Origin of the sequence: Pseudomonas vancouverensis, assembly GCF_004348895.1 — a bacterium.
GTDB lineage: Bacteria > Pseudomonadota > Gammaproteobacteria > Pseudomonadales > Pseudomonadaceae > Aquipseudomonas > Aquipseudomonas vancouverensis.
Genome location: NZ_RRZK01000022.1, coordinates 83,830 through 110,414 on the forward strand (window position 1 = coordinate 83,830; position 26,585 = coordinate 110,414).

20 protein-coding genes, 1 tRNA gene and 1 pseudogene are annotated in these 26,585 nt (G+C 59.1%); 10 read left to right on the forward strand and 12 right to left on the reverse strand.

Features of this window, described 5'->3' with window-relative positions; all coding sequences use genetic code 11:
- Nucleotides 1–116: 116 nt before the first annotated feature.
- The 3 genes from EIY72_RS16510 to EIY72_RS16520 all read left to right on the forward strand — a co-directional run bounded on the left by EIY72_RS16510 (nt 117) and on the right by EIY72_RS16520 (nt 3,265).
- A complete protein-coding gene (locus EIY72_RS16510) occupies nt 117–1,232 on the forward strand; it encodes a DUF1214 domain-containing protein (protein ID WP_093221035.1) in 1,116 nt (371 codons plus the stop codon).
- The gene (locus EIY72_RS16515) at nt 1,229–2,392 is read left to right on the forward strand and encodes a sulfotransferase family protein (protein ID WP_093221031.1); all 1,164 of its coding nucleotides are present in this window, start codon (nt 1,229–1,231) and stop codon (nt 2,390–2,392) included. Before EIY72_RS16510 ends, EIY72_RS16515 begins: the two co-directional genes overlap by 4 nt.
- An 84-nt stretch (nt 2,393–2,476) precedes the next feature.
- A complete protein-coding gene (locus EIY72_RS16520; protein ID WP_093221027.1) occupies nt 2,477–3,265 on the forward strand; it encodes an SDR family oxidoreductase in 789 nt (262 codons plus the stop codon).
- Nucleotides 3,266–3,335: 70 nt separating this feature from the next.
- Here EIY72_RS16520 and EIY72_RS16525 read toward each other — a convergent pair whose 3' ends face one another.
- Nucleotides 3,336–3,806: an SRPBCC domain-containing protein gene (locus EIY72_RS16525; protein ID WP_093221023.1), complete on the reverse strand. Its 471-nt coding sequence runs from the start codon at nt 3,804–3,806 to the stop codon at nt 3,336–3,338.
- Nucleotides 3,807–3,958: 152 nt separating this feature from the next.
- Between EIY72_RS16525 and EIY72_RS16530 the strand changes: the two genes are divergently transcribed.
- Nucleotides 3,959–4,963 carry a DHH family phosphoesterase gene (locus EIY72_RS16530; protein WP_093221018.1) on the forward strand — a complete coding sequence of 335 codons (1,005 nt, stop codon included), beginning with the start codon at nt 3,959–3,961 and terminating at the stop codon, nt 4,961–4,963.
- 173 nt (nt 4,964–5,136) lie between these two features.
- On the opposite strand, the gene EIY72_RS16540 is transcribed toward EIY72_RS16530, so the two are convergent.
- Nucleotides 5,137–6,300: a helix-turn-helix transcriptional regulator gene (locus tag EIY72_RS16540; protein ID WP_165939604.1), complete on the reverse strand. Its 1,164-nt coding sequence runs from the start codon at nt 6,298–6,300 to the stop codon at nt 5,137–5,139.
- A gap of 355 nt (nt 6,301–6,655) precedes the next feature.
- The gene (locus tag EIY72_RS16545; RefSeq protein WP_165939605.1) at nt 6,656–7,942 is read right to left on the reverse strand and encodes a tyrosine-type recombinase/integrase; all 1,287 of its coding nucleotides are present in this window, start codon (nt 7,940–7,942) and stop codon (nt 6,656–6,658) included.
- 2,000 nt (nt 7,943–9,942) lie between these two features.
- On the opposite strand from EIY72_RS16545, the gene EIY72_RS16550 reads away from it, so the two are divergent.
- Nucleotides 9,943–10,018: transfer RNA gene (locus EIY72_RS16550), tRNA-Phe, on the forward strand.
- 167 nt (nt 10,019–10,185) lie between these two features.
- Here EIY72_RS16550 and EIY72_RS16555 read toward each other — a convergent pair.
- Nucleotides 10,186–12,081, reverse strand: coding sequence for a sigma-54-dependent Fis family transcriptional regulator (locus EIY72_RS16555; protein WP_093221010.1), 1,896 nt, complete (start codon nt 12,079–12,081; stop codon nt 10,186–10,188).
- Nucleotides 12,082–12,326: 245 nt separating this feature from the next.
- Between EIY72_RS16555 and EIY72_RS16560 the strand changes: the two genes are divergently transcribed.
- Entirely contained in the window at nt 12,327–14,150 is a 1,824-nt protein-coding gene (locus EIY72_RS16560; RefSeq protein WP_093221005.1) for an NAD(P)/FAD-dependent oxidoreductase, read from the forward strand.
- Between the two features lie 68 nt (nt 14,151–14,218).
- On the opposite strand, the gene EIY72_RS16565 is transcribed toward EIY72_RS16560, so the two are convergent.
- From EIY72_RS16565 to EIY72_RS16585, 5 genes are all read right to left on the reverse strand, one after another.
- Nucleotides 14,219–14,992 carry a ParA family protein gene (locus EIY72_RS16565; protein WP_093221000.1) on the reverse strand — a complete coding sequence of 258 codons (774 nt, stop codon included), beginning with the start codon at nt 14,990–14,992 and terminating at the stop codon, nt 14,219–14,221.
- Nucleotides 14,993–15,245: 253 nt separating this feature from the next.
- Nucleotides 15,246–16,631, reverse strand: a complete 1,386-nt coding sequence (locus EIY72_RS16570) for a GntP family permease (protein WP_093220996.1) — start codon at nt 16,629–16,631, stop codon at nt 15,246–15,248.
- Nucleotides 16,632–16,701: 70 nt separating this feature from the next.
- A complete protein-coding gene (locus EIY72_RS16575) occupies nt 16,702–17,547 on the reverse strand; it encodes an amidohydrolase family protein (protein WP_093220993.1) in 846 nt (281 codons plus the stop codon).
- Nucleotides 17,548–17,575: 28 nt separating this feature from the next.
- Nucleotides 17,576–18,865 carry an MFS transporter gene (locus EIY72_RS16580; protein WP_093220988.1) on the reverse strand — a complete coding sequence of 430 codons (1,290 nt, stop codon included), beginning with the start codon at nt 18,863–18,865 and terminating at the stop codon, nt 17,576–17,578.
- Between the two features lie 135 nt (nt 18,866–19,000).
- Entirely contained in the window at nt 19,001–19,732 is a 732-nt protein-coding gene (locus tag EIY72_RS16585) for a GntR family transcriptional regulator (RefSeq protein ID WP_093220983.1), read from the reverse strand.
- Between the two features lie 233 nt (nt 19,733–19,965).
- On the opposite strand from EIY72_RS16585, the gene tspO reads away from it, so the two are divergent.
- Nucleotides 19,966–20,406 (forward strand): tryptophan-rich sensory protein TspO, encoded by a 441-nt coding sequence (gene tspO / locus EIY72_RS16590; RefSeq protein WP_093220979.1) that lies wholly within the window; start codon nt 19,966–19,968, stop codon nt 20,404–20,406.
- A 65-nt stretch (nt 20,407–20,471) separates the two neighbouring features.
- Here tspO and EIY72_RS16595 read toward each other — a convergent pair whose 3' ends face one another.
- From EIY72_RS16595 to EIY72_RS16605, 3 genes are read right to left on the reverse strand one after another with little or no spacing between them, the layout of a single operon-like run.
- The gene (locus tag EIY72_RS16595; protein ID WP_231985560.1) at nt 20,472–21,548 is read right to left on the reverse strand and encodes an alpha/beta fold hydrolase; all 1,077 of its coding nucleotides are present in this window, start codon (nt 21,546–21,548) and stop codon (nt 20,472–20,474) included.
- On the reverse strand, nt 21,532–21,930 hold the full coding sequence (locus tag EIY72_RS16600; protein WP_093220975.1) for a hypothetical protein: 399 nt from the start codon (nt 21,928–21,930) through the stop codon (nt 21,532–21,534). Before EIY72_RS16600 ends, EIY72_RS16595 begins: the two co-directional genes overlap by 17 nt.
- A gap of 14 nt (nt 21,931–21,944) precedes the next feature.
- Nucleotides 21,945–23,261 (reverse strand): alpha/beta hydrolase, encoded by a 1,317-nt coding sequence (locus tag EIY72_RS16605; RefSeq protein WP_093220970.1) that lies wholly within the window; start codon nt 23,259–23,261, stop codon nt 21,945–21,947.
- Nucleotides 23,262–23,581: 320 nt separating this feature from the next.
- On the opposite strand from EIY72_RS16605, the gene EIY72_RS16610 reads away from it, so the two are divergent.
- The 3 genes and pseudogenes from EIY72_RS16610 to EIY72_RS16620 form a co-directional block, all read left to right on the forward strand.
- Nucleotides 23,582–25,375, forward strand: coding sequence for an alpha/beta fold hydrolase (locus EIY72_RS16610; protein ID WP_093220965.1), 1,794 nt, complete (start codon nt 23,582–23,584; stop codon nt 25,373–25,375).
- Between the two features lie 183 nt (nt 25,376–25,558).
- On the forward strand, nt 25,559–26,140 hold the full coding sequence (gfa, locus tag EIY72_RS16615) for an S-(hydroxymethyl)glutathione synthase (RefSeq protein ID WP_093220961.1): 582 nt from the start codon (nt 25,559–25,561) through the stop codon (nt 26,138–26,140).
- A gap of 7 nt (nt 26,141–26,147) precedes the next feature.
- Nucleotides 26,148–26,294, forward strand: a pseudogene (locus EIY72_RS16620) (2-deoxy-D-gluconate 3-dehydrogenase); the annotation flags it as partial.
- Nucleotides 26,295–26,585 lie beyond the last annotated feature (291 nt).

Here is a 26,585-nt window from a genome sequence, read left to right on the forward strand (position 1 = left end):
CTGGCGGCCGCCTGAACCGGGGCCTGGCGTCGATGTGGCGGCCTTAGTCCGCTCGGACGAAGAATCAGAATCGGCGTTCTCCCTAAGGTCTGCACAGGCCCACAGAGGAGACCGACATGACCATGGAAAACATCGAACACGAGGTGATCAGCGGCGAGAGCTGGAACCTCTTCTGCGAACAACTGCGTCGCAGCGGCGAGCAGATTCTGCGCCCGGAAGCCCCGGCCGACGCGCAGACCCGCGCCGAAGGCTTCCGCTATCTCACCCGCTTGCTGCGCATCGCCCTGGAGATGCATCTGGAGTTTGCCGACCCGGACTTCCCCGGTTTCATCACCCCGTCCCACGAAACGGCAAAAATCGGTGCGGACAATCCAGACAACCTGTACCGCTATGCGCGCCTCAACGGCGAGCACCGCTATCGCGTCAGCGGCAATCGTGGCAGCGTCTTCTACCTCAGCTTCGGCACCCAGAAAGGTGGCTACGAGAGCGACGGCAAGATGATCCAGACCGGCTTCGTCGACGCCACACAGCTGCAACTGGATGCCGACGGCAATTTCGAGATCATCCTCAGCCAGCATCCGCCGGCTTGCGGCAACTGGCTGCGTTTGGAGCCGGAGAGCAACGCACTGATTGTTCGCCAGACGTTCTTCGACCGAACCAGTGAACAGCCGGCGCAGCTACGCATTGAACGCCTGGACGCCGGCAAGTCTCCCGAGCCGCTTGACCCGTTGCGCCTGCAACAGGGCCTGCAACGCGCCGCCGGTTTTGTCGAGGGCACTGCGCGGCTGTTCGCCGACTGGGCGCAGGGCTACCAGCAACATGCCAACCAGCTGCCGCCGGCGGACCAGGCGGTGTGCCAGGCGGTAGGTGGTGATCCGAACATCTTCTATTACCACTCCTACTGGGCACTGGCGGACGACGAAGCGCTTCTGATCGAGGTTGATCAGGTGCCGCAGTGCGACTTCTGGAACCTGCAGATCAACAACTACTGGATGGAATCGCTGGACTATCGCTTCCACCGCATCTGCCTGAACAAGCACTCGGCGCGCCTCGACGAGCGAGGCGGCGTGCGAATGGTGCTGAGTGCCCGCGACCCTGACCTGCCGAACTGGCTGGAAACCGCCGGCCACCCCCACGGCACCCTTTGCCTGCGCTGGGTTGGCGCGAAGCATCCGGTGCACCCGACGACCCGCGTGGTCAAGATGGCCGACCTGAAGGAGCTCGCCAGATGAACGAATTCGCACCCGATAACCTGCTGGCCGAGGCCAGTGCCCGCACCGGCGGCCTCGACGACTTCGGCCCCGGTGATTTCCGCGAAGCCCTGGCCGTGCTGGCCGACGCTCTGCGCGATGAGGCTCGCTTGTCCGGGCAGGGGCGTGCCATGTTGCGCGAAAAACTGCTGGCACAGCTGGCCAACCGGTTGGTGATCGAAGAGTTCTGCAAACGTCATCCGGAAATCCTCGAACAGGACATCGACGACCCGCTGGTCATCGTCGGACTACCGCGCACCGGCACCACCTTGTTGCAACGTACGCTGGCGGTGGACCCGCAGTTCAGCAAGGCGCAATGGTGGGAGACCCGGTATCCGGCGCCGTTGCCTGGCGAGTCGGTGGAGCAGCCGAGTCAGCGTATCGAGCGTGCGCGCACCGAAGTCGCCGGGATGATCGAGTACCTGCCGCAACTGCTCGCCATTCATCCGCTCGACGCGGAGCAGGCGGACGAAGAATTCATGCTGATGGAGCACTCCTTCCTCTGTGCCATGGATTCCTACGTCGATGTGCCGGCCTATACTGAGTGGCTCGACCGCCAGGACCAGACCCAGGTCTATAGGTACCTGAAAAAGACCCTGCAGTTTCTCCAGTGGCAGCAGGCCCGACGTGGTATCGCCCCTGGCCGCCGCTGGCTGCTGAAGAGCCCGCAGCACCTGCACACCCTGGAGCTGCTGTTCGAGGTGTTTCCCCGTGCGCAGGTGGTGCTCACCCACCGCGAACCGGGCAAGACCATTCCCTCGCTGGCGAGTTTTATCCATACGCTCTGGCAGCTCTACAGCGACCACGCTGATCCGGCCCGTGTTGGTAAACAGTGGAACAGCCGCATGGCCCGTGCACTGCAACACACCATGACAGTGCGCGAAGGCATGCCCGCCGGGCGCTTCCTCGACGTGCGCTTCGAGGACACGGTGGCCGATCCGCTTGGCGTGGTGGAACGCATCTACCGTTTCAGCGCAATGGAGCTGAGCGACGAGGTACGCGATTCGATGCGTCGCTGGCTCACCGAGAACGGCCGCGAGAAGCGCGCCCAGCACAGTTACAACGCGGAACGCTTCGGCCTCGACGCTGCACGCCTTGAGCGTGACTACGCCGAATATCGCGCGCGGCATATCCACGCATAACCGTTGCCAGCACCTCCATTTACAGGGGCCTGCAAGCGGGCTCCTGCACAAAAAAAGCCCTGATAACAATAAGAGGATCTTCCCATGCTGCTCAAAGACAAGGTCGTGATGGTCTCTGGTATCGGACCCGGTATGGGTATCAAGCTCGCCCTGGAAGCCGTCCGCGAAGGCGCACGTGCGGTCGCCATCTGTGCGCGCAGCGAGGCGCGGCTGGTCGAGGCCGAGCAAAGCATTCATGCCTTCGCCCCTGGCTGCGAAGTCCTGCGCATGCCCACCGACGTCACCGACCCTGCCGCCTGTGTGAACTTCGCCCAAGCCACCGCGGAACGCTTCGGGCGTATCGACGCGCTGATCAACAGCGCGTTTTCCCACGGTGGATTCCAGGCCGTGGAGGAGGGGGACAATGACCCGCTGCGTGAGGCACTGGAGATCAACCTGATCGGCTCGCTGAACATGAGCCGTGCGGTGCTGCCGCAGATGAAGGCGCAGGGCGCCGGCGCCATTGTCATGGTTAGCACCCTGGGTGTGCGCAAGCCCTACAGGGGGGGCGCTGCCTATAGCGCATCGAAAAGTGCACTGGCGGCGAGCGTGCGCTATCTCGCCGCGGAGCAGGCTGTCCACGGCATACGTGTCAACGCTGTGGCCTGTGGCTGGATGTGGGGTGAGCCGGTGAAGGCTGTGGTACGCCAAACCGCCGCCGCGCGCGGTGTCGGCGAAGAACAGGTACGCGCCGAGTTCAGCGCCGGCATCCCGGGTGGGCGCATGCCCGGAGACGAGGAGTGCGCCCGTGCCGCACTTTTCCTCGCCTCGGACTACGCCAGCGCGGTGAATGGCGCACAACTCGATGCCAACGGCGGCGAAATCATGCACTGAGCCCCTGCGGGCGCCAAAGGGGTGTAATTGCGGGCCCGCTGGAAGACGGCGGGCCCGCGATCACTTGCACCTAACCGCGTGCCGCAAACAACGCCTCAGCCTGCACCTTGACTGCCAGTGCGACGGCGTCGAAACCCTGCTTCACCCATGGGCCGTGCTTCTCCATTACCTGGTCGGCGGTGGGACCGAGGAACAGATCGGTGGTGTGATAGCGGCAGCTCGCCGGGCCCGTGCTTTCGATGATCTGTTCGCGCCGTGCGGCATCGGGATTGTCGACGCTGGAATGCATTTCCCAAGCGAGCAGGCGCGGCGGATCGAAGTCGGCCAGCTGCTCGACCACGTGCAGCAGTTCACCGGGCAGGGCCGGGTTGGGCAGGAACAGGTTCACCGGTTCGCCGAGGCGCAGGCTCGATTCGACCTTGACGGTGTATGGGTTCCACTGCGGATAGCTGGCCAGATCGACCAGCACCGACCACACCCATTCGGCGGGGGCGGCGATTTCCACGGTCAGCGAGCGGACCAGATTCTTTTCTGCGGACATGGGATTCCTCCGGGATGGCTCCGCGCCGCATCGTGCGGCGGGATCCTCCGGATACTCGACGCATTGACCGCCACGCTCCTCGTCCAGTCGGACGAAGAACCGCAAACAGCGCACTCCCTAAGGTGACCGACAGGCAAATAGAGGAGACTGACATGGCCACAGAATGGACCGATTATTGCGCCTTCAACGGCGACGCGGATGGCCTTTGTGCCCTACAGCAATTGCGCCTGGCCGGGGAGCTGAGTGACGACGTGCGACTGGTCAGCGGGGTCAAGCGCGACATCGACCTGCTGCGTCGCGTACAGGCTGGCCGAGGCGATAGGGTCACGGTACTGGATATCTCCCACAGCCAGAATCGGGACGATACCCAGCGACTGCTCGAAGCAGGCGCCCGGTTGCGTTACTTCGACCACCATCATGCCGGCGAGGTGCCGCAGCACCCGGCGTTCGAGTCGTACATCGACACCGCCGCCAACGTCTGTACCAGCCTCCTGGTGGACCGCTACCTGCAAGGCCAGCATTACCGCTGGGCGGTGGTGGCAGCCTTCGGCGACGGCATGGCCGGCCCGGCGCGGGCCCTGGCCGAACGTCACGGCCTGGCTACCGCTGAAGTGGCGGCGCTGGAGGAACTGGGCTTGCTGCTCAATTACAACGCCTATGGCGATAGCCTGGCCGACCTGCATTTCGACCCCGTGGCGCTTGCTGCCGAATTACTGCCCTATAGTGATCCGTTGGCGTTCGCGTTGCACAGTCCCAGCTTTGTCAGGTTGCGTGCCGGCTACGCAGTAGACATGGTCGCCGCTCAGGGGCAGCAACCTTGGCGGGAAGGTCCGGGGGCATTGCTTTACCGCCTGCCTGCCGAGGCCTGGTCACGGCGGGTAAACGGCGTACTGGCCAACCAATTGGCCGTCGCAGAACCGTGCAAAGTGATCGGGCTGCTCAGCGCCAAGGCTGGTGGGGGCTGGAGTTTCAGCTTGCGGGTTCCGGCCGGAGCCGAGTTTCCGGCTGACGAATTTTGCCGTGGCTTCGCGACAGGCGGCGGACGTGCTCGCGCGGCCGGTATCAATCACCTCGACGATGACGGGCTGGATCAGTTGGCCGACAGGCTGTTGTCGGGATACCCCAGGGCGGTGGCCCAACAGGAGACGCAACAATGAAGCGGCTGGATGGAAAAGTGGCATTGATCACCGGTGGCGCACGAGGGCAGGGTGCGCGTTTGTTTGTCGAGCAAGGTGCCTGCAACGAATCCGGCTAATACAGCGGATCGGAGTTCATGTGCGTGACTAAGCACCAGGACGTGGGACTCGGCCCGGACAGCGAGACTCTCGGGCTATGCCAGTGACGCCACGCTGTTGAGCAGGGTCTTGATCAGATGTGCCTGGCGCGTGACCCCCGTCTTCACGAACACGCCACGCAGGTGTGCGCGCACCGTGTTGCGTGAGACGCCGAGGGCTTCGGCAGTTTCGTCGAGCGTCAGACCGTCCATTATCAGCATCGCCACCTCGGTTTCCGTACGGGTCAGCTGGAACAGGCTGCGCAACAATTTGCGCGAAGCCTGCGGCGAATCGGCGGGGTCGCGGATGAATACCGCCACCGCCGGCCGCCGAGCGCCGCCCTGGCACTCGTGGTTGAGGGCGATGGGGCGCAGCAGGATGTTAAGCGGCTGATTGCCGCTGGGCCGCGACAGCGTCAGGACTTCGATCTCATCGTCGAGGCCGTGCTGGTGGAGCTGCAGCATCTTCTGGATGGTCTGCTGCAAGCTACGGCTTTCGTGATTGGCGAACGCGCAGAGTTTCTCCTGCCGACATTCCAGACCGTCACGCGCGTCGAACAGGCGTTGCGCCGCGGGGTTGCAGCGCATCACTCGTCCGGTTTCGTCGAGAATCGCCGTGCCCACCAGCAGCCGATCGATGATCGTGGCGTAGAGCCGGCGCTCCGACTCCAGTTGGTCCACGACGGAATGCAGGTCCACGGCCTGCTGCAGGTGCGGTAGCAACAGGCGTATCAGCGCGATCTCGCTGTCATCGAAATCCTTGCCTGCATGGTTGCGACAGACGAAAAGCGCGCAATGCATGCCAGCGGTGGTGCGCATGTTAGACACCAGTACATAGCGCAGATCGAGCGGTTGCAGATAGTTGCGATAGAAATCATGCACCAACCAATCGGAGGTGCCCATGACCTGGTCGGCGCTGGCAACCTGTTCGACCGGCCAGTTGAGAAACGGACAGATCGAGTAGTACTGCTCGCTGTAGGAGGGTTCGCCCGGCAGCAAGGGACCATGTGCCGAGGCGTTGACTATCAGCCCGGGCCGCTCATGGGCAGGGTTGCGCAGCACCAGGGTGAAGTAGCTGGCGGCGAAGCGCTGGCGCAGGGCCTCCAGGAGGCTGGCCCAGGGCGTACTTTCCAGAGGGCCGCGATAGACCTGGTCGAGCAGTTCGCTTAACTCGGCGGCATTGATCCCGGCGCGGGCGCAAAAGTCTTGGCCGGGGGGCATGGAAGAGGTCATGCGCACGTCACTCATTATTGTTGTTGTCGCACGAACGTAGAGGCAATAAAGGGGAGGCGAATCGTCCATTCGGCTTAGGTGAAGTCGAGGTCCGTGCCGAGATTAGGCCGTACCTATACGACATTGGTCATCATTCGAGCGTTGATTGCCCGCGCACTTTGAAGCAGCAGGGAAGTTTCGAATATAAAACGACACGCTTAAACTTAACTCAACTAAATAGATGTTTAGTTGAGCTATAAAGGCTTACTAGAAATAACCCCGTAAAGAGTGGGGCAGGCCTGCTAGATCCTAATGATGGGAGGGGGATTGATTCCAAGATTTTTCTACGTGTTGTCTCTGAAAATTAGTCGCGGTTTTTCAAACCCAGTTTTTTAAGCGAGTACGAGCGCTTATCTTCATAACTGCTGTAGTAAATGTCCTGAGTAGTGGACAAATTGTTGTGACGTAAATCCATCTGCAAGTCCTTGGCGTCTCGCCAAGGAGCATCAAGTGTCGCAGCCGTATGCCTTAACCAATGTGTGGAGGCAACCCGCAGAGCCTCGATTTCGCCCGACTGGCGATCTTCGTTCACCATTTCATCAACAGCGCGGTCAAATAGCTTCTGGATGATCGAATGAACCATTCGAGTGGATAACCCTGGACGACCATTCAAGGTCGCAATCAGAGGAGTCTGTTCATTAGGTAATGGCAGCTCAGACAACCCCATGAACCGTCGGTAGCGCTTTAGGTAACGATCAATGTATTGCGGCCTAACCGCTACCTTGGCGGCTTTATCACCCTTACCAATGAGGTGGAACCACCAGTTGCCTTCATGATCCGTCTTGAAGGATCCCATTGTGGGCTGCCAATTCACCCGACCACAGACATCTGAAACGCGTAGGTACATCGGAAACAACGTCGCGGCGATGAATAGAGTGCGTTCATGTTGTTCAGGAGCCATCGCTGCCATTTTTTCAGCGGTGCTCAGTACGAAGTCCCATTGAAGAGGCGTGAGGGCACGTCCGGTTTGCTCCATTGAGCGCGACGCTTTGAAGCGCGATTTCTGTTTGATAGCCCTGAAGGGATTCGTCGACGTCAGGCCCTCATCGATGGCGTATTCGTACAAGCTGCTACATACCGAGAAAACTTGGGAAATACTCCCGCGGGATGGCTGATACGGAGCGCCGGTACCCGGGTCGTCAAGATCCGCGGCATCAGGCGTGCGATTCGCTGACTTCACCGAGAATGGACGCCAGCGTGGATTTGGGCACAACCCTGAATCTTTGTCGGATGCCACGATCAGAAATCTGCTGCGTGTCACGGGGCCAAGCCAGCCCGTGGGTGGAGCCATGCAGAATTCCAAGAAAGCTTCGGCGTCTGCGCGACGCAGCTCCATGAGGGGCTTCTTTCTGATCAACAATGCCCAAAGCAGCAGGCGCTCGGCATGGGTGCGATACGAAACGAATGTAGCCTCGACGTTGGAGTATGAACGCAGAAAACCACTGACGACTTCGAAACCGTCTATGGGTTTTAGCAGCGCATCAAAGTTCGCCAGATAGTTCATCACCAGCGGTAGGCTCGGGTCGGGCTCATCGCTAGTGTGGTTGATGAATTCTTTATAGGTGTTAAACAGCGGATGTGGGCTCGGCATCTCGCCATCCTTCTTTGAATGCTGGATTGCATACTTCCGATTCTGGGAGTTATCGGAAGTAGGGGGCGTATCCTTCCGTTTGTTCGAGGCGAGCGTGCCCGTCTGCCTGGATGAATCGCTCATCGCATAGCCCTAACCATTTGATCGATGGCATGTAGGTTATACATGGCAAACATGTCTTTGCAAGTTTTCTCTTACAAAGCTTGACTGATGATCAGGCAACTAAAGACTAATTAGTTATATATTGACAGTTTTGACCGAGCCCTGGCTGAGAAACGCCGACTGCACGGCCGAAAGCCCCAGGCTGTGCGGGTTGCGTGCTCAAACTACCCAGCTATTGAAAGGTGCCAATAGCGCTTTAGATAGGGGGGGCTTCGTGACAATCATAATCCAGGGGCCGCTTTTAAAAGATTCAGCCACTTTTAAAAGATTCAGCAATTTTTAAAGTGTTATAACTACAACATCCTAATAATACGGGCTGCGCGGCTGTAACCGCCATAATAGTGGGTCTGACCAGTTTTAAAGGTTTCAATCATTTTTAAAAGCTTCTTTAAATGGGGTATCAAGAACAACCAGTTGTCAGCCCATAAGAAATACTCTTGAAATCCAGAACTGTAGGTGGTTTTATAATGAAGCTTCTTCGAAGCTTCAGTCTGGAATACACCTTTAGATACGCTCCTTTTGCCTATAAAGCGTTATTCTCCACGCTTGAATATCTCTGAGTTGGCATATCGGTCGCTCGCTCCAATGTTTATCCACGCAATGCACGCCGGTGTTACACGCCTCAACCAAGCTTAGCCTTCGCGGCGCAGGCGAGGTTTACACTACCTAGGTGTAGCTTCCGGGTTGCTGTCCTGATATTCGATCTTTCTGGATCTTCGCGTACCGGTCGATGAGATTGGAAAGTTCTGATGCGAACGATTGAACCTACGCGGCCAAGCACATATTGCGAGCGATTTTTAGGTTTCAGAAAATCACAATCCCTCGTTTTCATTAGGCTACAGACGGGGTCATTTTTAAAGGTTTCAGCCAGTTTTAAAAGAGGTCGTGCATTCGGGCTCTTTATTGTACTGGGGCAACCTGCTCGAAATGGGCGCTTACCAGGATGCGTGGAAGCATTTCTATGCGGCATACGGCGTCCAAAACTAACAAAAAAGTAGTCATACCATGTGTTAGGGCCTATTCCGCCAGATTAAAAAGCACTGAAATGGCGTTCTCCGAGAGTGAGGAATGTTCGCAGAGGCACGGCCTACAAGGCTTTCGAAACAAAAATGGGTCGCGCCACTTCAGGCGCCATCTTTAGGGGGGGGCCACACGAGCGCTGCGCTGGTGAGCTTCAAGTCTGCCCACACACGACCCCAGTATCTCCATACGAAGGTACGCATAATGTATATTATGTTAAATCCTTTATCTGGGCTACTGAGCTGATTGGTCAGTCCCCGGAACTCATGCGACCTACTACGGCAACTTCAGCAATCGCTATTTGATGCGACTGCAGACATCTCTTCGCTGAACCCATTGATTTCGATTACGGTGGGTCAACATCCACCTCTGACATTCCTGGCTTACGCATTTCTCGGAAGTGGAATCAGCTCCCAGTGACCTGGCCAGCATCACAGCTTGAAGGATCTCGGCGACACGTCCATCCGATGCTTCTACTTGCCCGAGGATCTTTTCAGCTGCGCGGATGATACGTCTGTAGTCAGAGGATTCGAGATTGGCCTTGTCCCGATTCTTGGCATCGACGAAATGGCCGGCGCTGTCATGTTTGGTCTTTGCATCTGTCCATGCGCAGACACAACATCGCTGGCCAGATCCGCTAGGACATATTCCCCGTAACCGCGTTCACGACGCCCTCCTCGGTCAGCCACAGGGTCCAAGTCTCTCCAGAAAATCTCCCACTTCCTGGATTCTGAGTGATCGTAAGCATCGGTATTAATTGATTTTTTCTGATTTCTTGCTTGACGACTCAACCGTAAAACACGTTTAATTCCGCCGCGGCCCAGATAGCTCAGTCGGTAGAGCAGGGGATTGAAAATCCCCGTGTCGGCGGTTCGATTCCGTCTCTGGGCACCATTATTGCTAAACCCCTGACTCCCTATGGCTTCAGGGGTTTTTTATTGGTGGGCGCGTAAGCGACGATTCGAACCCGACGTCACTCGACATTAGCGCCCTCTCCTGCCCGACCTCCATCGCACAATCCAAGTCCATGAAGCTGGAAATTTGACGGTGTCTTTCCACGTTCAACCAGGTCGTGAAATACCGTGATGCCGAAGTTTTCGATAGAGCGTATTACGGCTGATCCCCAGACGTGCGGCGACATGAGCGATATGCCAGTGTTCCGCCTCAATTAACTTCAGCAGCGTCTGCCGTTCTGATTCTCCAAGCGGATTCTCGGTCAGCGTGTCTGTCGCGGGAGCTGCCGGCAGTAGCTCCGCCAAGTCGTCCAGAGTGACACGCCCTTCCAACGCCAACGCTACCAACGTGCGTAGACAGGTACGCAGTTGCCGGACATTGCCCGGCCACGGTTGCTTCAATAACCGGTCTCTGACGCCCGCCTCCAGGCGAATCCGCGTACCTTTTGATTCTTCGCGCAGAAGCAGGTCGAGCAAACTGCCCTTGTCTGATCGTTCGCGCAGCGGTGGGAGCTGCACGGTGAAACCGGCAATTCGGTAAAAAAGGTCTTCACGAAAGCGCCCTTCAGATACACAGGCCTGCAGATCCTGGTGGCTGGCACTGACAAGGCGTACGTCGAGTGGACGCGCCGTCGCACCACCTAAGGGTACGACCTGACGCTCCTCAAGCACCCTCAGCAGGCGAGTCTGTAACGCCAGCGGCATATCGGCGATTTCATCGAGAAACAGAACGCCGCCGTGGGCCTGCTCCAGCTTGCCGATCATTCCGTCCTTGCGGGCTCCGGTAAAGCTGCCGCCGCGATAGCCGAACAGCTCGCTTTCGATCAGCGTTTCTGGAATCGCCGCGCAATTGATCGCCACAAAAGGTTGGCTCGCTCTGGCGCTGGCACGATGCAGCGCCGCCGCAAAGGCTTCTTTGCCGGTACCGGTTTCGCCCTGTAGAAATACCGGCACGTCGCGTTCCAGAACACGTAAAGCGCGGGCAAAACCGCGTTGCAGGCGCGGGTCTTCCAGGCACACGTGCTCGTCGTTGATTGTGGACGTTGAGGGAGTGACCAAGGGCGCTTGGTGCACGGGTTCTCGCAGCTGTCCGTAAAGAAGGCGTCCGTCCATCAGCCGCATTGGCCAACAGACACTCGGCTGGGCGCTGGCCTGACTCATCACCTGATCGAGGGGTGTTTCGAGCAGCATCGTCAGGGATTGCCCAAGCACCTGGTCACGGCTGAGGCCCAGCAGATCCAGCGCAGCCTGATTGATTGAACAAATACGGGCGTTCTCATCGAAACTGAGCAGACCTTCACCGAGCAGCCCAACGAAGCCCGCTTCTGGATGGAAGCGCAGCAAGTACCGCTGCGGATCATGCCCCAGGAAAAAACAGCTCTCGATCAACCTGGCGGACAGGTTGGTCAATGCCATGGCCTGGAAGTGTTGCTGAAGGCTATGGTCATCCCTCACAGAGGAAAGGTTGAGCACAGCGAGCAACTCTCCTCTGGCATCAAATATCGGGCTGGCCGAACAGGTCAGGCCAACGTGCTTGCCACGGAAATGCTCATCACGGCGGATGGTGACGTGCTTTCGCTCGACCAGGCAGGTGCCGACACCGTTGGTGCCTTCGCAATCTTCACTCCATACCGAACCCAGCCACAGCCCCGAACGCTGAAACTCCGCACGTTCGGATTCGTTGAACACACTGTCGATGGCCACTCCGCGAGCATCGGTGAGTAGAACAACGTGGCCATCGCGTCCGAGTTGTTGGTGCAAGTTGCCCATCTGCCAATGCGCCACAGCGATGATGTGTTCCAGTGGCGCGCGGTGATCCTGCAAGCGTGGATGCTCAACCACATTAGGCGCGCGGCGGCTGGCGGGATCGAGCTGATACTGATCCAGGCACCGGCGCCAGGATCGTGTGATGGCCAGGTCAGCCGCAGGGCCGTGATTGGCGATAGTGCCCTGCACGGCTTGTAGCACTTGTTGTGCGTGGGCGTTGATCAAGGCCGGCTTCATTGTTCTTGTTCTCCGTTACGGTCAGGACACGGGTCTGTTCGCAGCTTATATGAAAAGACGGCAACGAGCGTTTTTTGCACCGAGTGACACTCTGTCATCCCCTACTCCCGGATTCGTGACATGAACCTGAGTCACAGCCTGAGCAGTAATGCGGCAGCCGCTCTGCAACAAGGCTTTCATGAAGATGGCCCGGGCCTTGCTCTTGGACAAGTCGTTACAAAAACAACAAGAACGGGAGAAGCCCCATGAACATTGCTATCGATACACCTTTGCAAACGCCGACTGATCAACTCGCGGCGTGGGTCGCAAGGCTCAACGATCGCCTCATCCAGCGTGATTTGGACGGCACACTGGAACTGTTTGCCGAAGAGTGTCACTGGCGTGACCTGCTGCTTTTCAGCTGGAACCTGGTGACCTTGGAGGGCAAGCCTGCCATCCGTGACATGCTCGAAACGCGCCTCGACCAGACGCGCCCTGAGGGATGGAAACTGGAAGGTGAAGCGACGCTCAATAACGGTGTTCTCGAAGGCTGGATCAGCCTGGAAACCGAGGCGGCGCGTGGTAAAGGCTACGTGCGTCTGAAGGACGGCCTGTGCTGGACGCTGCTGACGACCATGCGCGAGCTCAAAGGCTTTGAAGAACCCAGCGGCCGCCGCCGTCCCATGGGTGCCAGTCATGGGCACGCCCACACCGACAAACGCAACTGGCTGGAGCGCCGACGCGATGAAGAAGCTTCGCTCGGCATCACCACCCAACCCTATTGCCTGATCGTCGGTGGCGGCCAAGGCGGGCTGGGCCTCGCTGCGCGGCTCAAGCGATTGGGCGTGCCAACCTTGATCGTCGACAAGGCTGAACGGCCTGGTGATCAGTGGCGTGGTCGCTACAAGTCACTGTGCCTGCACGACCCTGTCTGGTACGACCACATGCCTTACCTGCCCTTCCCCGATCACTGGCCGGTGTTCACCCCAAAAGACCAGATTGGCGACTGGCTGGAAATGTACACCAAGGTCATGGAGCTCAATTATTGGCCGCGCACGGAATGCGTGAGCGCCAGCTTTGACGAGCAAAGCGGCACCTGGAAGGTTGAAGTGCAGCGCGATGGCGAGCGTGTGACATTACAGCCTGCACAGCTAATCCTCGCCACCGGCATGTCTGGTGTTCCTAATGTTCCTGTTTATCCGGGTGCCGAGGTCTTCAAAGGCCAGCAGCATCATTCCAGCCGCCATCCCGGTGGAGACGCCTGGAGCGGCAAGCGTGCGGTGGTCATCGGTGCGAACAATTCGGCCCACGACATCTGCGCCGACCTGGTGGAGAACGGCGCCGAGGTGACCATGGTGCAGCGCTCGAGCACCCACATCGTGCGTTCCGACAGCTTGATGGAACTGGTCTTCGGCGGGCTCTACTCTGAAGACGCCCTGGAGACAGGGTTGACCACGGACAAGGCTGACATGCTGTTCGCCTCGATCCCCTACAAGGTGATGCCAAGCTTTCACCAACCCGTCTTTGACGCAATCAAGGAACGTGACAAGGACTTCTACGAGCGCCTGGCCAAGGCCGGTTTCATGCTCGACTTCGGTGACGACGAGTCTGGTCTTTTCATGAAGTACGTACGCCGTGGCTCTGGTTACTACATCGACGTCGGCGCTTCTGAACTGATCGCCAATGGCACAATCAAGCTCAAGAGCGCCCCTGGACTGGGTGTCGAACGCATTGAAGCGGATGCCGTTGTACTCAACGATGGCAGCCGGCTACCGGCCGATCTGATCGTATACGCCACGGGCTATGGCTCAATGAATGGTTGGGCGGCGAAACTGATTTCCCAGGAAGTCGCTGACAAGGTCGGCCGCTGCTGGGGCTTGGGTTCTGGAACCACCAATGACCCTGGCCCTTATGAGGGCGAACTGCGGAACATGTGGAAGCCAACCCAGCAGGAAAACCTCTGGTTCCACGGTGGCAACCTGCATCAGTCCCGGCATTATTCGCTGTATCTGGCGCTGCAGTTGAAAGCGCGCTTCGAAGGTCTAGACACATCCGTCTATGGCCTTGCCGAGAGTCACCACACTGGCTGAGTCAAAGGGCGCCCGGCCTAGGTTGGGCGCCTCTTCACGGAACTCGATTCGCTGCAAGCGGCAGCCGATCAAGCAGCCCTTTCCAAGGCATCGAGCAAGCCAAAATACTCTCGCGATAGCTTATGACCAGGGGCCAGGTGAATGATGGGCACCGAGACTTCGTGAGATTCGCGCATTTTAACGGAGCTGCTCAGGTACACCGGCAACACGGGTAAACCTTCCGCCAACAGCTCATTCACCAAGGCGTGATGCAAACCGGTTTGCCCAGCGAACTGATTGACCACCACCCCTTCTACTTTCAAGGACTCATTGTGATCCAGTCGTAGCTCCTCTACCTGCGCAATGACACGGTACAGGGCCTGGCGAGAAAAGCTGTCGCAATCGAACGGGATCAGCAGGCTGTCCGCCGCCACCAAGGCGCTGAACGTGTAAAAGTTGAGTGAAGGCGGCGTATCGATATAGATGCGCTCGTAATCTTCGGACAGTTCAACCAGGAGCTTTCGCAGCTTATTGATCTTGTATTTGGATTCGAGCTTCGACTGCAGGTCAGTCAGATCGGAACAGGCCGTCACCAAGTGAAGATTGTCGTAAGAGGTCTGCGTGATGACCACTCGATTTCTTCTTCCTTCGAAACCACCAGAGAGTGTCTGCCGGAAAAAGTCGGCGATCCCCGCTGGAACGCTTTCGTTGAGCAGGCCCGTCAAATAATGAGTCGAATTGGCCTGGGGATCGAGATCCACCAGCAATGTTCGATAACCCTCGGCAGCGCTCGCAGCGGCAAGGTTGCAGGCGATGCTCGATTTTCCAACGCCACCTTTCTGATTGAACACAACACGACGCATGAGTTTTTTCATCCATGAATACGGCCGGGGGCCGAGTGAGGAAGATGTAAGAATTCGTGTCAATTCTATGACCGTAATATTTCATTATTACGACAGTCTCCAGTGTAGACACTGATCTAGAGCGGTGCCTCTAAACGGCGTGGTAATAACACATGGGTGCAGCTAACAAATAAGGGCCCTAAAGGGCCCTTTTGTCTCACACCAGGATCACTTGGTTAGCCAAGGCTCAACGGTCGCGGCCCCGTTTCCTGACTCAAATCACCGTGACAGCCGCATTCAACAGCAACACCACAATCAAACCGACCACGGCTACGATGGATTGAACCACTGAAATGGTCTTGGTGGCCTCGCCCATCGTCATGCCGAAGGATTCTTTCACCATCCAGAAGCCCGCATGGTTCGCATAGTTGAAGAACAGCGAGCCGCAGCCGATGGACAGGGCAAGCAGTGGCAAGTTGAGGCTGGGATCAGCACCTGCAAGCGGCGCCAGCAAGCCGGCAGCACCCACGATACCTACAGTGGCGGAACCGGTAGATACCGAGAGCAGCATCGCAATCAACCAACCCAGGATCAGCGGAGGGAACGCAGACTGCTGAGTCAGGTGGACAATGGCATCGCCCACCTTGGCGCTGGTCAGCAGCTCCTGAAAGGCACCACCACCGGCGATGATCATGATGATTGAGGCGATTGGCTTGAGGCTCTTGCCCAAGGAATCACGCAAGTGCCCCGCATCGCCGCCCCGTGCGAGTACCAGACTGGCCCCGGCGAACAGTACGCCCAGAAGCATGGCGATCAGGGGATTACCCAGGAAGCCAGCCATGTGCAGGAACGCATTACCCTTGGGTAATACCATCTCGGCGACGGCATGAATCAGCATCAGGATGGCCGGTAGCAAGGCTGCCAGCACGCCAAGCCATACGCTGGTGCGTGCTTGATCGTCGGCTTTTTCAGCCAGGGTGAACTGATCCAGCAAAACCTGATCGGGCCGAGTGCTCATGCGCGGCGAAATGAATGCGCCATAAAGCGGGCCGCCTAAGATCATTGCAGGAATAGCCGCAAGGAAACCATAGAGCATTGTCGGCCCGACCGAGGTTTTCAGCGCGGCGATGGCCGTCAAGGGGCCAGGGTGCGGCGGTACCATCCCGTGCATGGCTGCAAGTGCGGCAATCACCGGAACACCCACGTACACATAGGCTGAACCCTTGAAACGAGCCTGGCTTTCCAGCTTTCGCGCCACGCTGAATATCAGCGGCAGCATGATCACCAGGCCCACCTCGAAAAACATGGGAATGCCAATGACAAATGCAACCATCATCATGGCCCAAGGGATCATCCGATCCGATGTGCGCTTGAGGATGACCTCGGCGATCTGCTCCGTGACGCCTGCGTCAGCCAGAATTTTGCCCAGCATCGCGCCAAGCGCGATGACGACCCCCACTGCCCCCAGTGTCTTTCCGGCGCCGGTGATCACGTGGGAGACGATGGCTTCCGGCTCCATACCGGTTGCAAAGCCGACGCCCACGGAAACCACGAGCAAGGCCAGGAGCGGGTGCATTTTGAGGCGCGACACGATGAGCCCCACCAGCACCAGGACGCTCACCAATGCGGTCAGTAGGAGGTCTATATCTAAGGGAGTCATGAAAGGATCTCGGTAGGTATTTATTAAAATGGGTGAGATGAATGGACATCTGCGAATACAGGCACACGTCTCAGCTTTTGCCTTTTGCAAAACCGAATAGCCTTCGAGGGACTTGCACCAGCAACGAATGACTAACCTGCGGCGGACACTCCAGGGCCTTCAACTGATCGACTACGGTGCGAAAACCGATGCTTTGCTCATGCTGCGTATGCGGCCAGTCGCTGCCCCACACCAAGTGGGAAAGGCCGAAACTTTGTTCCAGCAGCGGCAATGCCATTCGAGCGAAATGGATGTTCTGTTGCGGCGTACCTCCCAAACGATAGATTCCCGAGACTTTCATCCAGATCGAACCTTTCGATCCCAACTCCAGCAACTCGCTAAACCCGGGCTGATCGACGCCCGAATTGGCATCCGGCCGACCAAAGTGATCAATCACCAACTTCAAACCGAACGGCGTCAATTGATGGATCAATCCCGGCAGATCCTTTACCTCCCGATGCAACTCGACATGCCAGTCAAGATCAGCAATCTGACTGAAAAACTCGCTCCAGGCACTGTTACGAAAATCAGGTAACGCCTTACCCATCAGGTTCAAGCGAACGCCGACTACGCCCAGGCGATCCATGTCATTCAACTGGGCGCGACTGACGCCTGGCTCCAGCACAACCACGCCTCGCAACTGATCCGGCGCTTGCCTCAACGCCGCCAGCAAGTAGCTATTGTCGGTACCGAGAAAGCTCGGTTGCACCAATACACCATGGCTCAGGCCATGGGCGTGCAAGTGCGTCAGATACTGCTCAAGCGTGGCGTCGTAGTCAGGGGTATAGCGCCGTGCACCGACCAGATTCAGATCGCGGCTAAACACATGAGCATGGGAGTCGATGCCGGTAATCGGCGTAGAACAGGTGTCAGTCATGGCGTTCATTCAAAGAAGGTAAAGGGCATCAGGCCCGCGCACTCTCGTTGCGGTTGATCGTTGCTGGCACCGATGCACTTGAGGCTTCGAGGTTGCGTCCACGGGTTTCCGGCAGACACAGTGCCGCGATCACCGCCACGCCATAGGCAATCCCGGCGTCGATACCGATTGCAGACCCAAGGGACATGGAGTCGCTCATGTGACCGACCAGGAACGGGAACACCGCTGAAAGCACTCGGCCAAAGTTGTAGCAGAAGCCCACACCCGCACCGCGCACATCCGCCGGGTACAGCTCGTTGAACAGTGCGCCAAGGCTCGCGGGAATACCGGCCGCGAAAAAGCCGAGCGGGAACCCCAGGAACAGCATTTGGGTATTGGTCAGCGGCAGGAACACATAGCTCTGCACAGTGACGACACAGCAAAGCGCGAACAGCACGATGTTCTTGCGTCGGCCAATACGGTCGATCAAAAAGCCGCTGACGACACAGCCACACCAGAACGCGAAGATGATCACCGCCAGGTAGCCGCCAGAGTTCAATACGGACAGATTGCGCTCAGTCTTGAGAAACGTTGGCAACCAGGTCATCACCGCGTGGTAACCACCGTGCGCCCCCAGCCCCAACAGACCCCCGAACAGCGTTACGCGGATCAAATCGGGGCGGAAGATGCCGGCCAGGGATTTGAAGAAGCTTTGCGGGATGGCGTTGTCTTTTTGCAGACGCTGGAAGCTGTCGGGCTCCTCGACGTTACGACGCACCCAGATAATCAGGAACGACGGTAGCAGCCCGACCAGGAACATCACGCGCCACGCCATGTCCTGCGGCACGAAGGAATAAATCAGTGTGAATACGCCGACGGCCAGCCCCCAACCCACGGCCCAGGCGCTTTGTACGGTGCCCATCACTTTTCCGCGATACTGCGCATTGATGGTTTCGGCCATCAATACTGCACCCGCTGCCCACTCGCCACCGATGCCGAAACCCTGGAGCGCCTTGACGATCAAGAGCTGGTTGAAGCCGCTCACGAACGCGGAGAGAAAGGTAAATAAGGAGAACCACAAAATCATCCACTGCAGCGTACGCACCCGGCCGTAGCGGTCAGACAACGTGCCCCCTACCCAGCCACCGATGGCTGAAGTGACCAGCGTCACCCCGCTGATCAGCCCCGCGTCGCCCTTGGTCAGGGCAAAGGCGGCGATCAAGGCCGGAATCGCCAGGCCAAACATTTGTACTTCCAGTGCGTCGAGCGACCATCCGCCGAAGCAGGCCCAAAACGTTTTGCGCTCCCGAGGAGTGACTTGGCGATACCAGCTAAACATGATTCTTATCCTTATAGGTGGAACGGGAAGCAGCCGAGAACAAACCGCGCCCCTACGGGCCAGTCATGGCAATCAAAACAATGCAATCGGCAACGACCGAGTCGTCGCTGAGTGATCCGCTACCCAGGCACAGGGTCAGCGAATATCCACGCTGTAGCGAAAGTGCTCGGCATGCCCACGTGAGCGACGCCATTCCAGCGGTGTACCGGCGTAATCGCGCGCCAGACGCTCGATCACCACCACCGGACTGTTGATCGGAACTTGCAGTAACCGCGCATGCACGTCATTCACAGATTCCGCGGTCAGTGTCTCTTCGGCATAGGCGACGACCTGCCCGCAGACTTCTTCGTAGATCGGATAAAGCAGTGGTCCTTTGCGGCTCAGGTCGATCTCCAGCAGCGGCTGGAAACGGTTGCGCGGTAGCCAGATTTCTTCGGCGAGCACCGGCTGAACATCAAGTAGACGAACCCGTACTATACGGATGACCGGCGCCTCGACAGGCAGGCCCAGCGCTTGGGCCACCGCTGAGGGCGCGGCTTCCGGCTCGATGGACAGGATGCGACTCTCCGGCACCTGGCGTTCGCCGGAAGCGGTTTGAAAACGGAAGAATCGAAACAGTGACGATTGAAACTGCGGCCGGCGAATGAAGGTGCCTCGACCTTGCTGTCGTTCCAGGATGCCCTCACTGACCAGCGCGTCGACCGCTTTGCGCACGGTGCCAGTGGACAGTTGGTATTCCGCTGAAAGCGCGGCTTCGGTGGGAATGGCCTCTCCCGGACGCCAGCGATTGTTGGCGATTTGCTCTGCCAGGTGGTCACGCAGGCGTTGGTAAAGCGGCAGGCGAACATCACTGGACAGAGAATTCATCGACTTTATTCACCTTGTTATCTAGTCATCTATATGAATTTTGCGGCAAGTATTTCCCCAAGACGACTGGACTGTCAAGGAGGGACATGGCCCCTTGTTGACGAGTGGTGAACCATCGCCCAGGAAATGTCAGCCATCACCTCAAACTTTTCCCAGCAGCGGACGTCTTTCTCTTAAGAGCAGCGGACATGGCTTCGTCACTCAAAACAACTGACCTTTGCTAAGGAATGGTTATGACGTTTTATATTTTCCTTCTCGCCTGCGGATCTGCTGCAAGTGCAGGTCTCTTCTTCAAACCTGGCCAGTGGTACGAATCTCTGACAAAACCCGGCTTCACGCCGCCCAACTGGGTATTTCCAGTCGCGTGGACGACTATTTATTTGTTACTCGCTTGGGCCGGATACCGGCTGACCCAGATACCTGGAAGTCAGGTAGTGCTGGCCTTATGGGCGGCGCAAATTGCGCTTAATACACTGTGGACGCCGGTCTTTTTTGGCGCTCAACGCGTTCTCGCCAGCATGGTGATCCTTTCGCTGCTTTGGCTTGTGGTCGCCGTAATGATCGTTTTGGCGATGCAGCTTGACGTGATCACGGGCTTGATTCTGTTTCCCTATCTACTGTGGCTTTGCCTGGCCGGGGCGTTGAATCTGTGGATTTTACGCAGTAACCGCTGAAATGAGCGCCTGACACGGCCTGACGTGTGACCTAAGGGTCACACACCCAGCCCAGCCTGTATGCCTCAAACCGACCGCCCCCCCAACCACTGATCAAGCCTGGGCCACATGCGTCTGATCGCGGCGGGCCCCGCCACCAGGCTGACATGCCCGCCCGGCAGCATCAGCTCTTCCTTGTCCGCCGAACCCACACGGGCCACCAGTGGCTGGGCACATTCCGGTGGCACCAGCGAATCATATTGGGCGATGACGTGGAGCAGCGCGGCCTGGACATTCTTCAAGTCGACTGTCTGGCCGCCGATGCGCAGGCCACCTTCGTACAGCGCGTTGTTCTGGCCGAGCTCGTGGTGAATCTGCCGCAAGTATTCGCCGGGAAGCGGCAACGTTTCGTCGCTGAAGCGCGCCATCATTCGGTAGCCGCGCACGTAGTCGTCGTTCCACAGGTTGTCCCAGAGTCGTGCGCGCCCGGCGATGCGTCCTGCGGGGCGATGCAGGTCGATGGCGCGGATGATGGTGTGCGGCTGGACGATGCCGGTCGTATCGATCAGGCGCTCGACCTCGAAGTGTCGCTGTCTGGCCAACGGCATCTTCGTCCAGTCGATGGGCGTGGTGAAACACACCAGGTTCTTCAACGGGCCCTGGGGATGCAATGCCGCGTACAGCGTCGACAGGACACCGCCCATGCAGTAGCCGACCAGGGTGATGTCGGCCACACCTGAGTCCTGTTGCACCCGGCGCACGCAGTCGGGAATGAAGTCGAGCACGTAGTGTTCAAGCTTCAGGTGCGACTCTTCCGGGGTTGGCGCGTTCCAGTCCATGACATAGACGTCGTAACCGCGGGCGAGCAAGAACTCGATCAGGCTTTGCCCCTTGGTCAGGTCGAAAATCGCCGCCTTGCTGGTCGTGGCCATGACAAACAGCAGCGGTACTCGGTAGATCTCGGCGCAGGTCGGGTGATAGTGATACAGGCACAAGGTGCCGCGACGGTACAGCAAGGTCCTGGGGGTCAGGCCAACGGCCGGTGGCGGCGTGCCGAGAAACTCCAGGCCCTTGAGGCCGCGCTTGAGCATCATGCTCGTTTCATTGCGCAATCGACCGGCCAGCGTTTGCTCGGCAAGGGCGTTGTCAGGCGAGCGTGTCATTGTCGTTGCCTCCCTTGCGTTTGCGCTTGGCGACTGGCTTGAGCGTGGTTGTCAGCGCTGGCGCCTGTGCTTGTCGCGTGCGGGGTGGACGAGAAACCAGCGCTGTAGGTGCAGGCAGCAGTTGATCGAGCTTGTCCTCGACACGTCGCAAGGACACAGCCAGCGCGTTGACTTCAGCCCGACTGGGCAGATCCATGCGTTTGTGCAGGTGCGCCAGGGACGTCTGCGACAGGTGCTGCAACCCGAGTGTGAGCCTGGTGTATTGGTCGATCACCCGGCCCAGCTCTTTCGAGTCGATGTGCCGGGCGGCCAGGCCATTGATGCCGTTTTCGAACAGGGTGACAGCGTCGCGGTACAGTTTGAACGGATCAGGTAATGCCATGACGTAGTCCTCGATCAAGGGTTCACAGTGCAGCGTTTCTCGGTCGGGTAGGTTTGCCGCGCAATCAAGCGGTCAAGGCCGGAAATGGCCTTGCGCCGCATCATCACCGTGGGCAGCAGCCAAGGCCTGATCAACAGGCGACAGGCACCGGCGGCCGTAGGCGATAACCAGCGCAACAAAGCGATGCCCCAGCGTTCGGTGACCACCCAGGTAGTCAGGGTCGAGGTGGCCAGGTCGTCGGCGCTGGCCCGCAGACGTGACGGCCGGCGGCGTACGCGATCGGCAATTTCGATTGTCCGGTCCGCCGGCGTTTCTTCGGCAAACGCTGTGCTTAGTGCCTTGCCGATGCGCTGCAAGGCGTCACGGCTGGCGCCATTGACCGAATCAAAGTTGAGAAAGCCATGGAACTGGCCCCGGTAGTGCAGCAGTTCGACCGGCACGTCGGCACCGCGCAGGCGGGCCGCATAGTCCAGACCGTCATCGCGGATCGGGTCAAAACCGGCACTGACGATGACGGCCGGTGGCAGGCCGCGCATGTCCGGGTTACGCCGTGGCGAATACCAGGGATCGAGCAGGTCCAGGGTTCTGAGCGAGGGCGCCAGGGTCCGCTCCATCCACTGCACCGCGTGATCGGTCAGCAAGGCGTGACCGAAGGCGTTCTGCGCATACGAGGGGAATTTTTCCACCAGCTCGGTGGCCGGATAGACCAGCACTTGCAGGCGAAGCTTCGGACCACCGCGACGCAGGCTCTCTTGGGCAACCGCGGCACTCAGATTGCCACCCGCCGAATCGCCGCCAATGGCCAGGCGAGTGGTGTCGATACCCAGCCGGGCGCCCTCCTTCGCCAGCCATTCGAGGGCTGCAAGGGCATCCGCACGTCCGGCTGACAAATCGTGCTCCGGCGCCAGACGATAGCGCACGGCAATGACAATGCATTGGGCAGCCAAGGCCAGGCTGCGGCATATACCATCGGCGGTGTCCAGGTCACCGATGATGAAACCGCCGCCGAAGCACCAGATGAACGCTGGCAACGGTTGCCCGCCATCCTCGGGCTTGAAGATGCGCAACCTAATGCCGCCGTCCGGGCCAGCAATCTGTTGTTCGGTCACCGAGGCCACCCGTGGACGACGGCCCAACGCCAGCGCCGTCAGCCGCCAGGCCTGGCGCAATCTGGGCAGTGAGTAATCCTCCGCTGCACGCAGCCCGGTGGACAGGTTGACCAGACGCAGGAACGCACGGGCCTCTCGATCGGGTTGCTGCGCACGCAACACCCGAGGCATGCCGATCGCTTGCCGTTCAGGGGCCGTCTCTTGCTTGTCGCTATGTTCCATTGCCGCTCCGTTTGCCTGGGATCCGTTAACCGCGTCTTGGCACTAGCCTACTGAGCACGACGGACTCCGGTGGCTACCCGGATTGGGGGGCAAAGGTTGAAAAATGGCGCGAATGGAAGGAACGGCAGACGTGTAAACAGTGGGCTCGACAGGTATTTACAAGCGCCGGCTTTCTCAAAACGCCGTGAGGGTTGAACGTATTCACCCTTGTCATCAAATGAAAATTGATTGTCGCGCGATGCAAGGTCTCCCCACCCGCCACCCTCTAGATTCGGAGCAAACCACCGCAACCCGCAGCACCCAACAACAAGAGACCCGCCATGAGCAGATCCGCCCGAACGAGCGAAACCCTATCTTCTACCCAACGCCCGCAATCCACCGCCCGAAAGCGCCGCACTCAACCCAAGACCGATCTACCGGAAGCCACCCTTCAACAAGAGCTGATCGGCACTGCGGCTAACCAGACTCTGGCCGGCAATCCGCTGGTCAGTGTGCGTGCGGCAGACTTGCTGGGTTCGGCGGGTTACCTGCTCAAGGCCGTGGGCACGTCGCCGCTCAAGGCCGGTGCTCATCTGGGAGGCTACCTGAAGGAACTGCGCGGGATCGTCGGCGGCAACTCCAGTATTGCACCGGACCCGAAGGACAAGCGTTTCGTCGATCCTGCCTGGCAATCCAATGCTTTCCTGCGTGCATTGCTGCAGAGCTATCTGGCCGGCCAAAGCGAGCTCACCCGCTTCATCGAATCCACTGACCTGGCCCCGCTGGAAAAAAGCCGTGCGCGGTTCGTCGCCGAATTGCTGGTCGATGCCATGGCACCGAGCAATTCACCGCTGACCAACCCCGCAGCGCTGCGCAAGCTGGTGGACACCGGCGGCATGAGCCTGGCCAAGGGCATGCGTCAGTTCGGCGAGGACATGCTGACCAACCGAGGCCTGCCGAAGCAGGTCGACAGCACGCCGTTCAAGGTCGGGGAAAACATCGCCACGGCCAAGGGCGAAGTGGTGTTTCGCAACGAGATGTTCGAACTGCTGCAATTTGCGCCGACCACTGAAACGGTTTTCTCCCGGCCCCTGGTGATGTCGCCGCCGCAGATCAACAAGTACTACGCCATCGATCTGTCACCGGAGAAAAGCCTGATCAAGTGGATTCAGGACAGCGGCGTGAACCTCTTCGTCATCAGCTGGCGCAATCCCACCCGCGAACATCGCGACTGGGGTTTGTCCGATTACGCGCTGTGCCTCGACCAGGCCGTCGACGTGGCGTGCCGGATCACCGGCAGTCCGGATGTGAACATGTGGGGCTCCTGCTCCGGCGGCATCACTCTGGCAGCTTATCTGGGCTGGCTGGCAGCCCGTGGCGAGGGGCACAAGGTGGTCAATACCAGTTGGGCCGTGTGCGTACTCGACATGCCCTCGGCCCTGGACGACACCACCTTGGGGCTGTTCACCACTCCGTCCGCCCTGCGTGCAGCCAAGGCCAGCTCCCGGCGCAAGGGCGTGCTCAGCGGCCAGGGCATGGCCCGCATGTTCGCCTGGATGCGCCCCAACGATTTGATCTGGAACTACTGGGTGAACAACTACCTGTTGGGCAACAAACCACCGGCCTTCGACATCCTCGCCTGGAACAACGACACCACACGACTACCGGCGCAACTGCACGCGGACTACCTCGACCTGATCCAGCAGAACCCCTACAGCAACCCGGGTACCCTGGAGATTGCCGGCGAGTCGATCGACATGACCCAAGTGAAGGTTGGCGCCTATGTGGTCGGTGGCACCACCGACCACATCACGCCCTGGCAGGGTTGCTACGGCACCGCCCGACTGTTCGGCGAAGACACCACCTACGTGCTCTCCAACGCCGGTCACTTGCAGAGCCTGGTGAATCCGCCGGGAAACCCCAAGTCGTTCTACTACGCGGCAGCCGCCAGCGCGGACACGCCAGAAGCCTGGCTGCAGAACGCCGGCGAGCGCCAGCCGGGCAGCTGGTGGCCGCATTGGCGCACATGGATCGAACAGCGCTCGGGGGAAAGCCGGCCGGCGCCGAAGAAGCCCGGATCACGCAAGTACCCGCCGCTCTGTCCTGCACCTGGTACTTATGTCATGGAGCGTTGAGACTGCCCAGGCCAGGCCTGCGCGGTTGATGTCCTCGGTGCGATTATCGAAATACGCAGATCCAGGCATAGATCGCCGGGCCGTCATTCGGTTTCTAGCGTGGGTGGTGCTTTGCACCAGGAGGAGCCCCGCGTATCGCGGGCTATTCTTCATGGGGGGAACACCTGTGAAGGAGACAACAACATGCCCACCCTGAAACTTCACCCCGCTCTGGACAACGGTATCCAGCCCGCCGCTGCGAACTTCACCGGCGGTACCCTGCAATGCCTGTGTGCGACCGACAAGGTCGAGGTCAAAGTCGATGCGCAAACCCTGCACAACCATGCGTGTGGCTGCAGCAAATGCTGGAAACCCCAGGACGCGATATTCGCTGTCATTGCCGTGGTCCCCCGGGACAAGGTCAGTGTGGTGGCCCACGGCGAAAAACTGGCAATCGTCGACGAGAAAGCGGCTATCCAGCGCCACGCCTGCAAGGCGTGTCACGCCCATCTGTTCGGCCGCATCGAGAACAAGGACCACGCGTTCTATGGCCTGGACTTCGTCCATACCGAGCTTTCACCCCAACGCGGATGGGCCGCACCGGGGTTTGCAGCGTTCGTGTCCTCGATCATCGAAACCGGTACGCCGCCAGCACAGATGAAAGCGATCCGCGCGCGCCTGCGCGAAATTGGCCTGGAGCCCTATGACTGCCTGTCACCGGACCTGATGGACGCCTTGGCAACCCATGTCGCGAAACAGAAAGGCCTGAACCCCGCCGCCGGGTAGGTAGCGACACATCCGCGACAGTGTGCCGATGCGTCGACTGGGCACCCTCCAGGAACTGGAAGGCCCCTTCCTGCCGCTGATGAGCGAGGCCGGGGTGTTCATGACGGGCGCTGTGCTGGCGGTGGATGGCGGGCATCTCGTCGGCAGCCTTTAAAAAAGTGTTCGCTCCCAGGCCTCTCATGGGTGCCTAAAGATCTGAGCCCTCCCGCGATCCCGCGATCCCGCTGGGAGCGAGCACGCTGAATCCCCTGATGAGGCGACTTGAATAGCGAAAAAACCTACACAAGATAACGAAACGTCTGATTTATCCCCCTTGTAGCCTCACTTAGCGTGCTCGTCCCTGCAAATGACTCAAGGACAGATCAGGCATGAGGCGCTATCACATCACCGTCGGGGCCAGAACCACGGCCGACGGCACCGTGCGTACCGGTTGGGAATGGAGCAC

Bases quoted from the DNA above. Each gene is read 5' to 3' on its own strand.
- EIY72_RS16520 (WP_093221027.1), top strand. From the start codon at position 2,477: ATGCTGCTCAAAGACAAGGTCGTGATGGTCTCTGGTATCGGACCCGGT.
- EIY72_RS16555 (WP_093221010.1), bottom strand. From the start codon at position 12,081: ATGAAGCCGGCCTTGATCAACGCCCACGCACAACAAGTGCTACAAGCC.
- EIY72_RS16515 (WP_093221031.1), top strand. From the start codon at position 1,229: ATGAACGAATTCGCACCCGATAACCTGCTGGCCGAGGCCAGTGCCCGC.
- EIY72_RS16570 (WP_093220996.1), bottom strand. From the start codon at position 16,631: ATGACTCCCTTAGATATAGACCTCCTACTGACCGCATTGGTGAGCGTC.
- EIY72_RS16525 (WP_093221023.1), bottom strand. From the start codon at position 3,806: ATGTCCGCAGAAAAGAATCTGGTCCGCTCGCTGACCGTGGAAATCGCC.
- tspO (WP_093220979.1), top strand. From the start codon at position 19,966: ATGACGTTTTATATTTTCCTTCTCGCCTGCGGATCTGCTGCAAGTGCA.
- EIY72_RS16565 (WP_093221000.1), bottom strand. From the start codon at position 14,992: ATGCGTCGTGTTGTGTTCAATCAGAAAGGTGGCGTTGGAAAATCGAGC.
- EIY72_RS16610 (WP_093220965.1), top strand. From the start codon at position 23,582: ATGAGCAGATCCGCCCGAACGAGCGAAACCCTATCTTCTACCCAACGC.
- EIY72_RS16605 (WP_093220970.1), bottom strand. From the start codon at position 23,261: ATGGAACATAGCGACAAGCAAGAGACGGCCCCTGAACGGCAAGCGATC.
- EIY72_RS16595 (WP_231985560.1), bottom strand. From the start codon at position 21,548: ATGACACGCTCGCCTGACAACGCCCTTGCCGAGCAAACGCTGGCCGGT.
- gfa (WP_093220961.1), top strand. From the start codon at position 25,559: ATGCCCACCCTGAAACTTCACCCCGCTCTGGACAACGGTATCCAGCCC.
- EIY72_RS16575 (WP_093220993.1), bottom strand. From the start codon at position 17,547: ATGACTGACACCTGTTCTACGCCGATTACCGGCATCGACTCCCATGCT.
- EIY72_RS16560 (WP_093221005.1), top strand. From the start codon at position 12,327: ATGAACATTGCTATCGATACACCTTTGCAAACGCCGACTGATCAACTC.
- EIY72_RS16510 (WP_093221035.1), top strand. From the start codon at position 117: ATGACCATGGAAAACATCGAACACGAGGTGATCAGCGGCGAGAGCTGG.
- EIY72_RS16580 (WP_093220988.1), bottom strand. From the start codon at position 18,865: ATGTTTAGCTGGTATCGCCAAGTCACTCCTCGGGAGCGCAAAACGTTT.
- EIY72_RS16585 (WP_093220983.1), bottom strand. From the start codon at position 19,732: ATGAATTCTCTGTCCAGTGATGTTCGCCTGCCGCTTTACCAACGCCTG.
- EIY72_RS16545 (WP_165939605.1), bottom strand. From the start codon at position 7,942: ATGCCGAGCCCACATCCGCTGTTTAACACCTATAAAGAATTCATCAAC.
- EIY72_RS16530 (WP_093221018.1), top strand. From the start codon at position 3,959: ATGGCCACAGAATGGACCGATTATTGCGCCTTCAACGGCGACGCGGAT.
- EIY72_RS16600 (WP_093220975.1), bottom strand. From the start codon at position 21,930: ATGGCATTACCTGATCCGTTCAAACTGTACCGCGACGCTGTCACCCTG.
- EIY72_RS16540 (WP_165939604.1), bottom strand. From the start codon at position 6,300: ATGCCCCCCGGCCAAGACTTTTGCGCCCGCGCCGGGATCAATGCCGCC.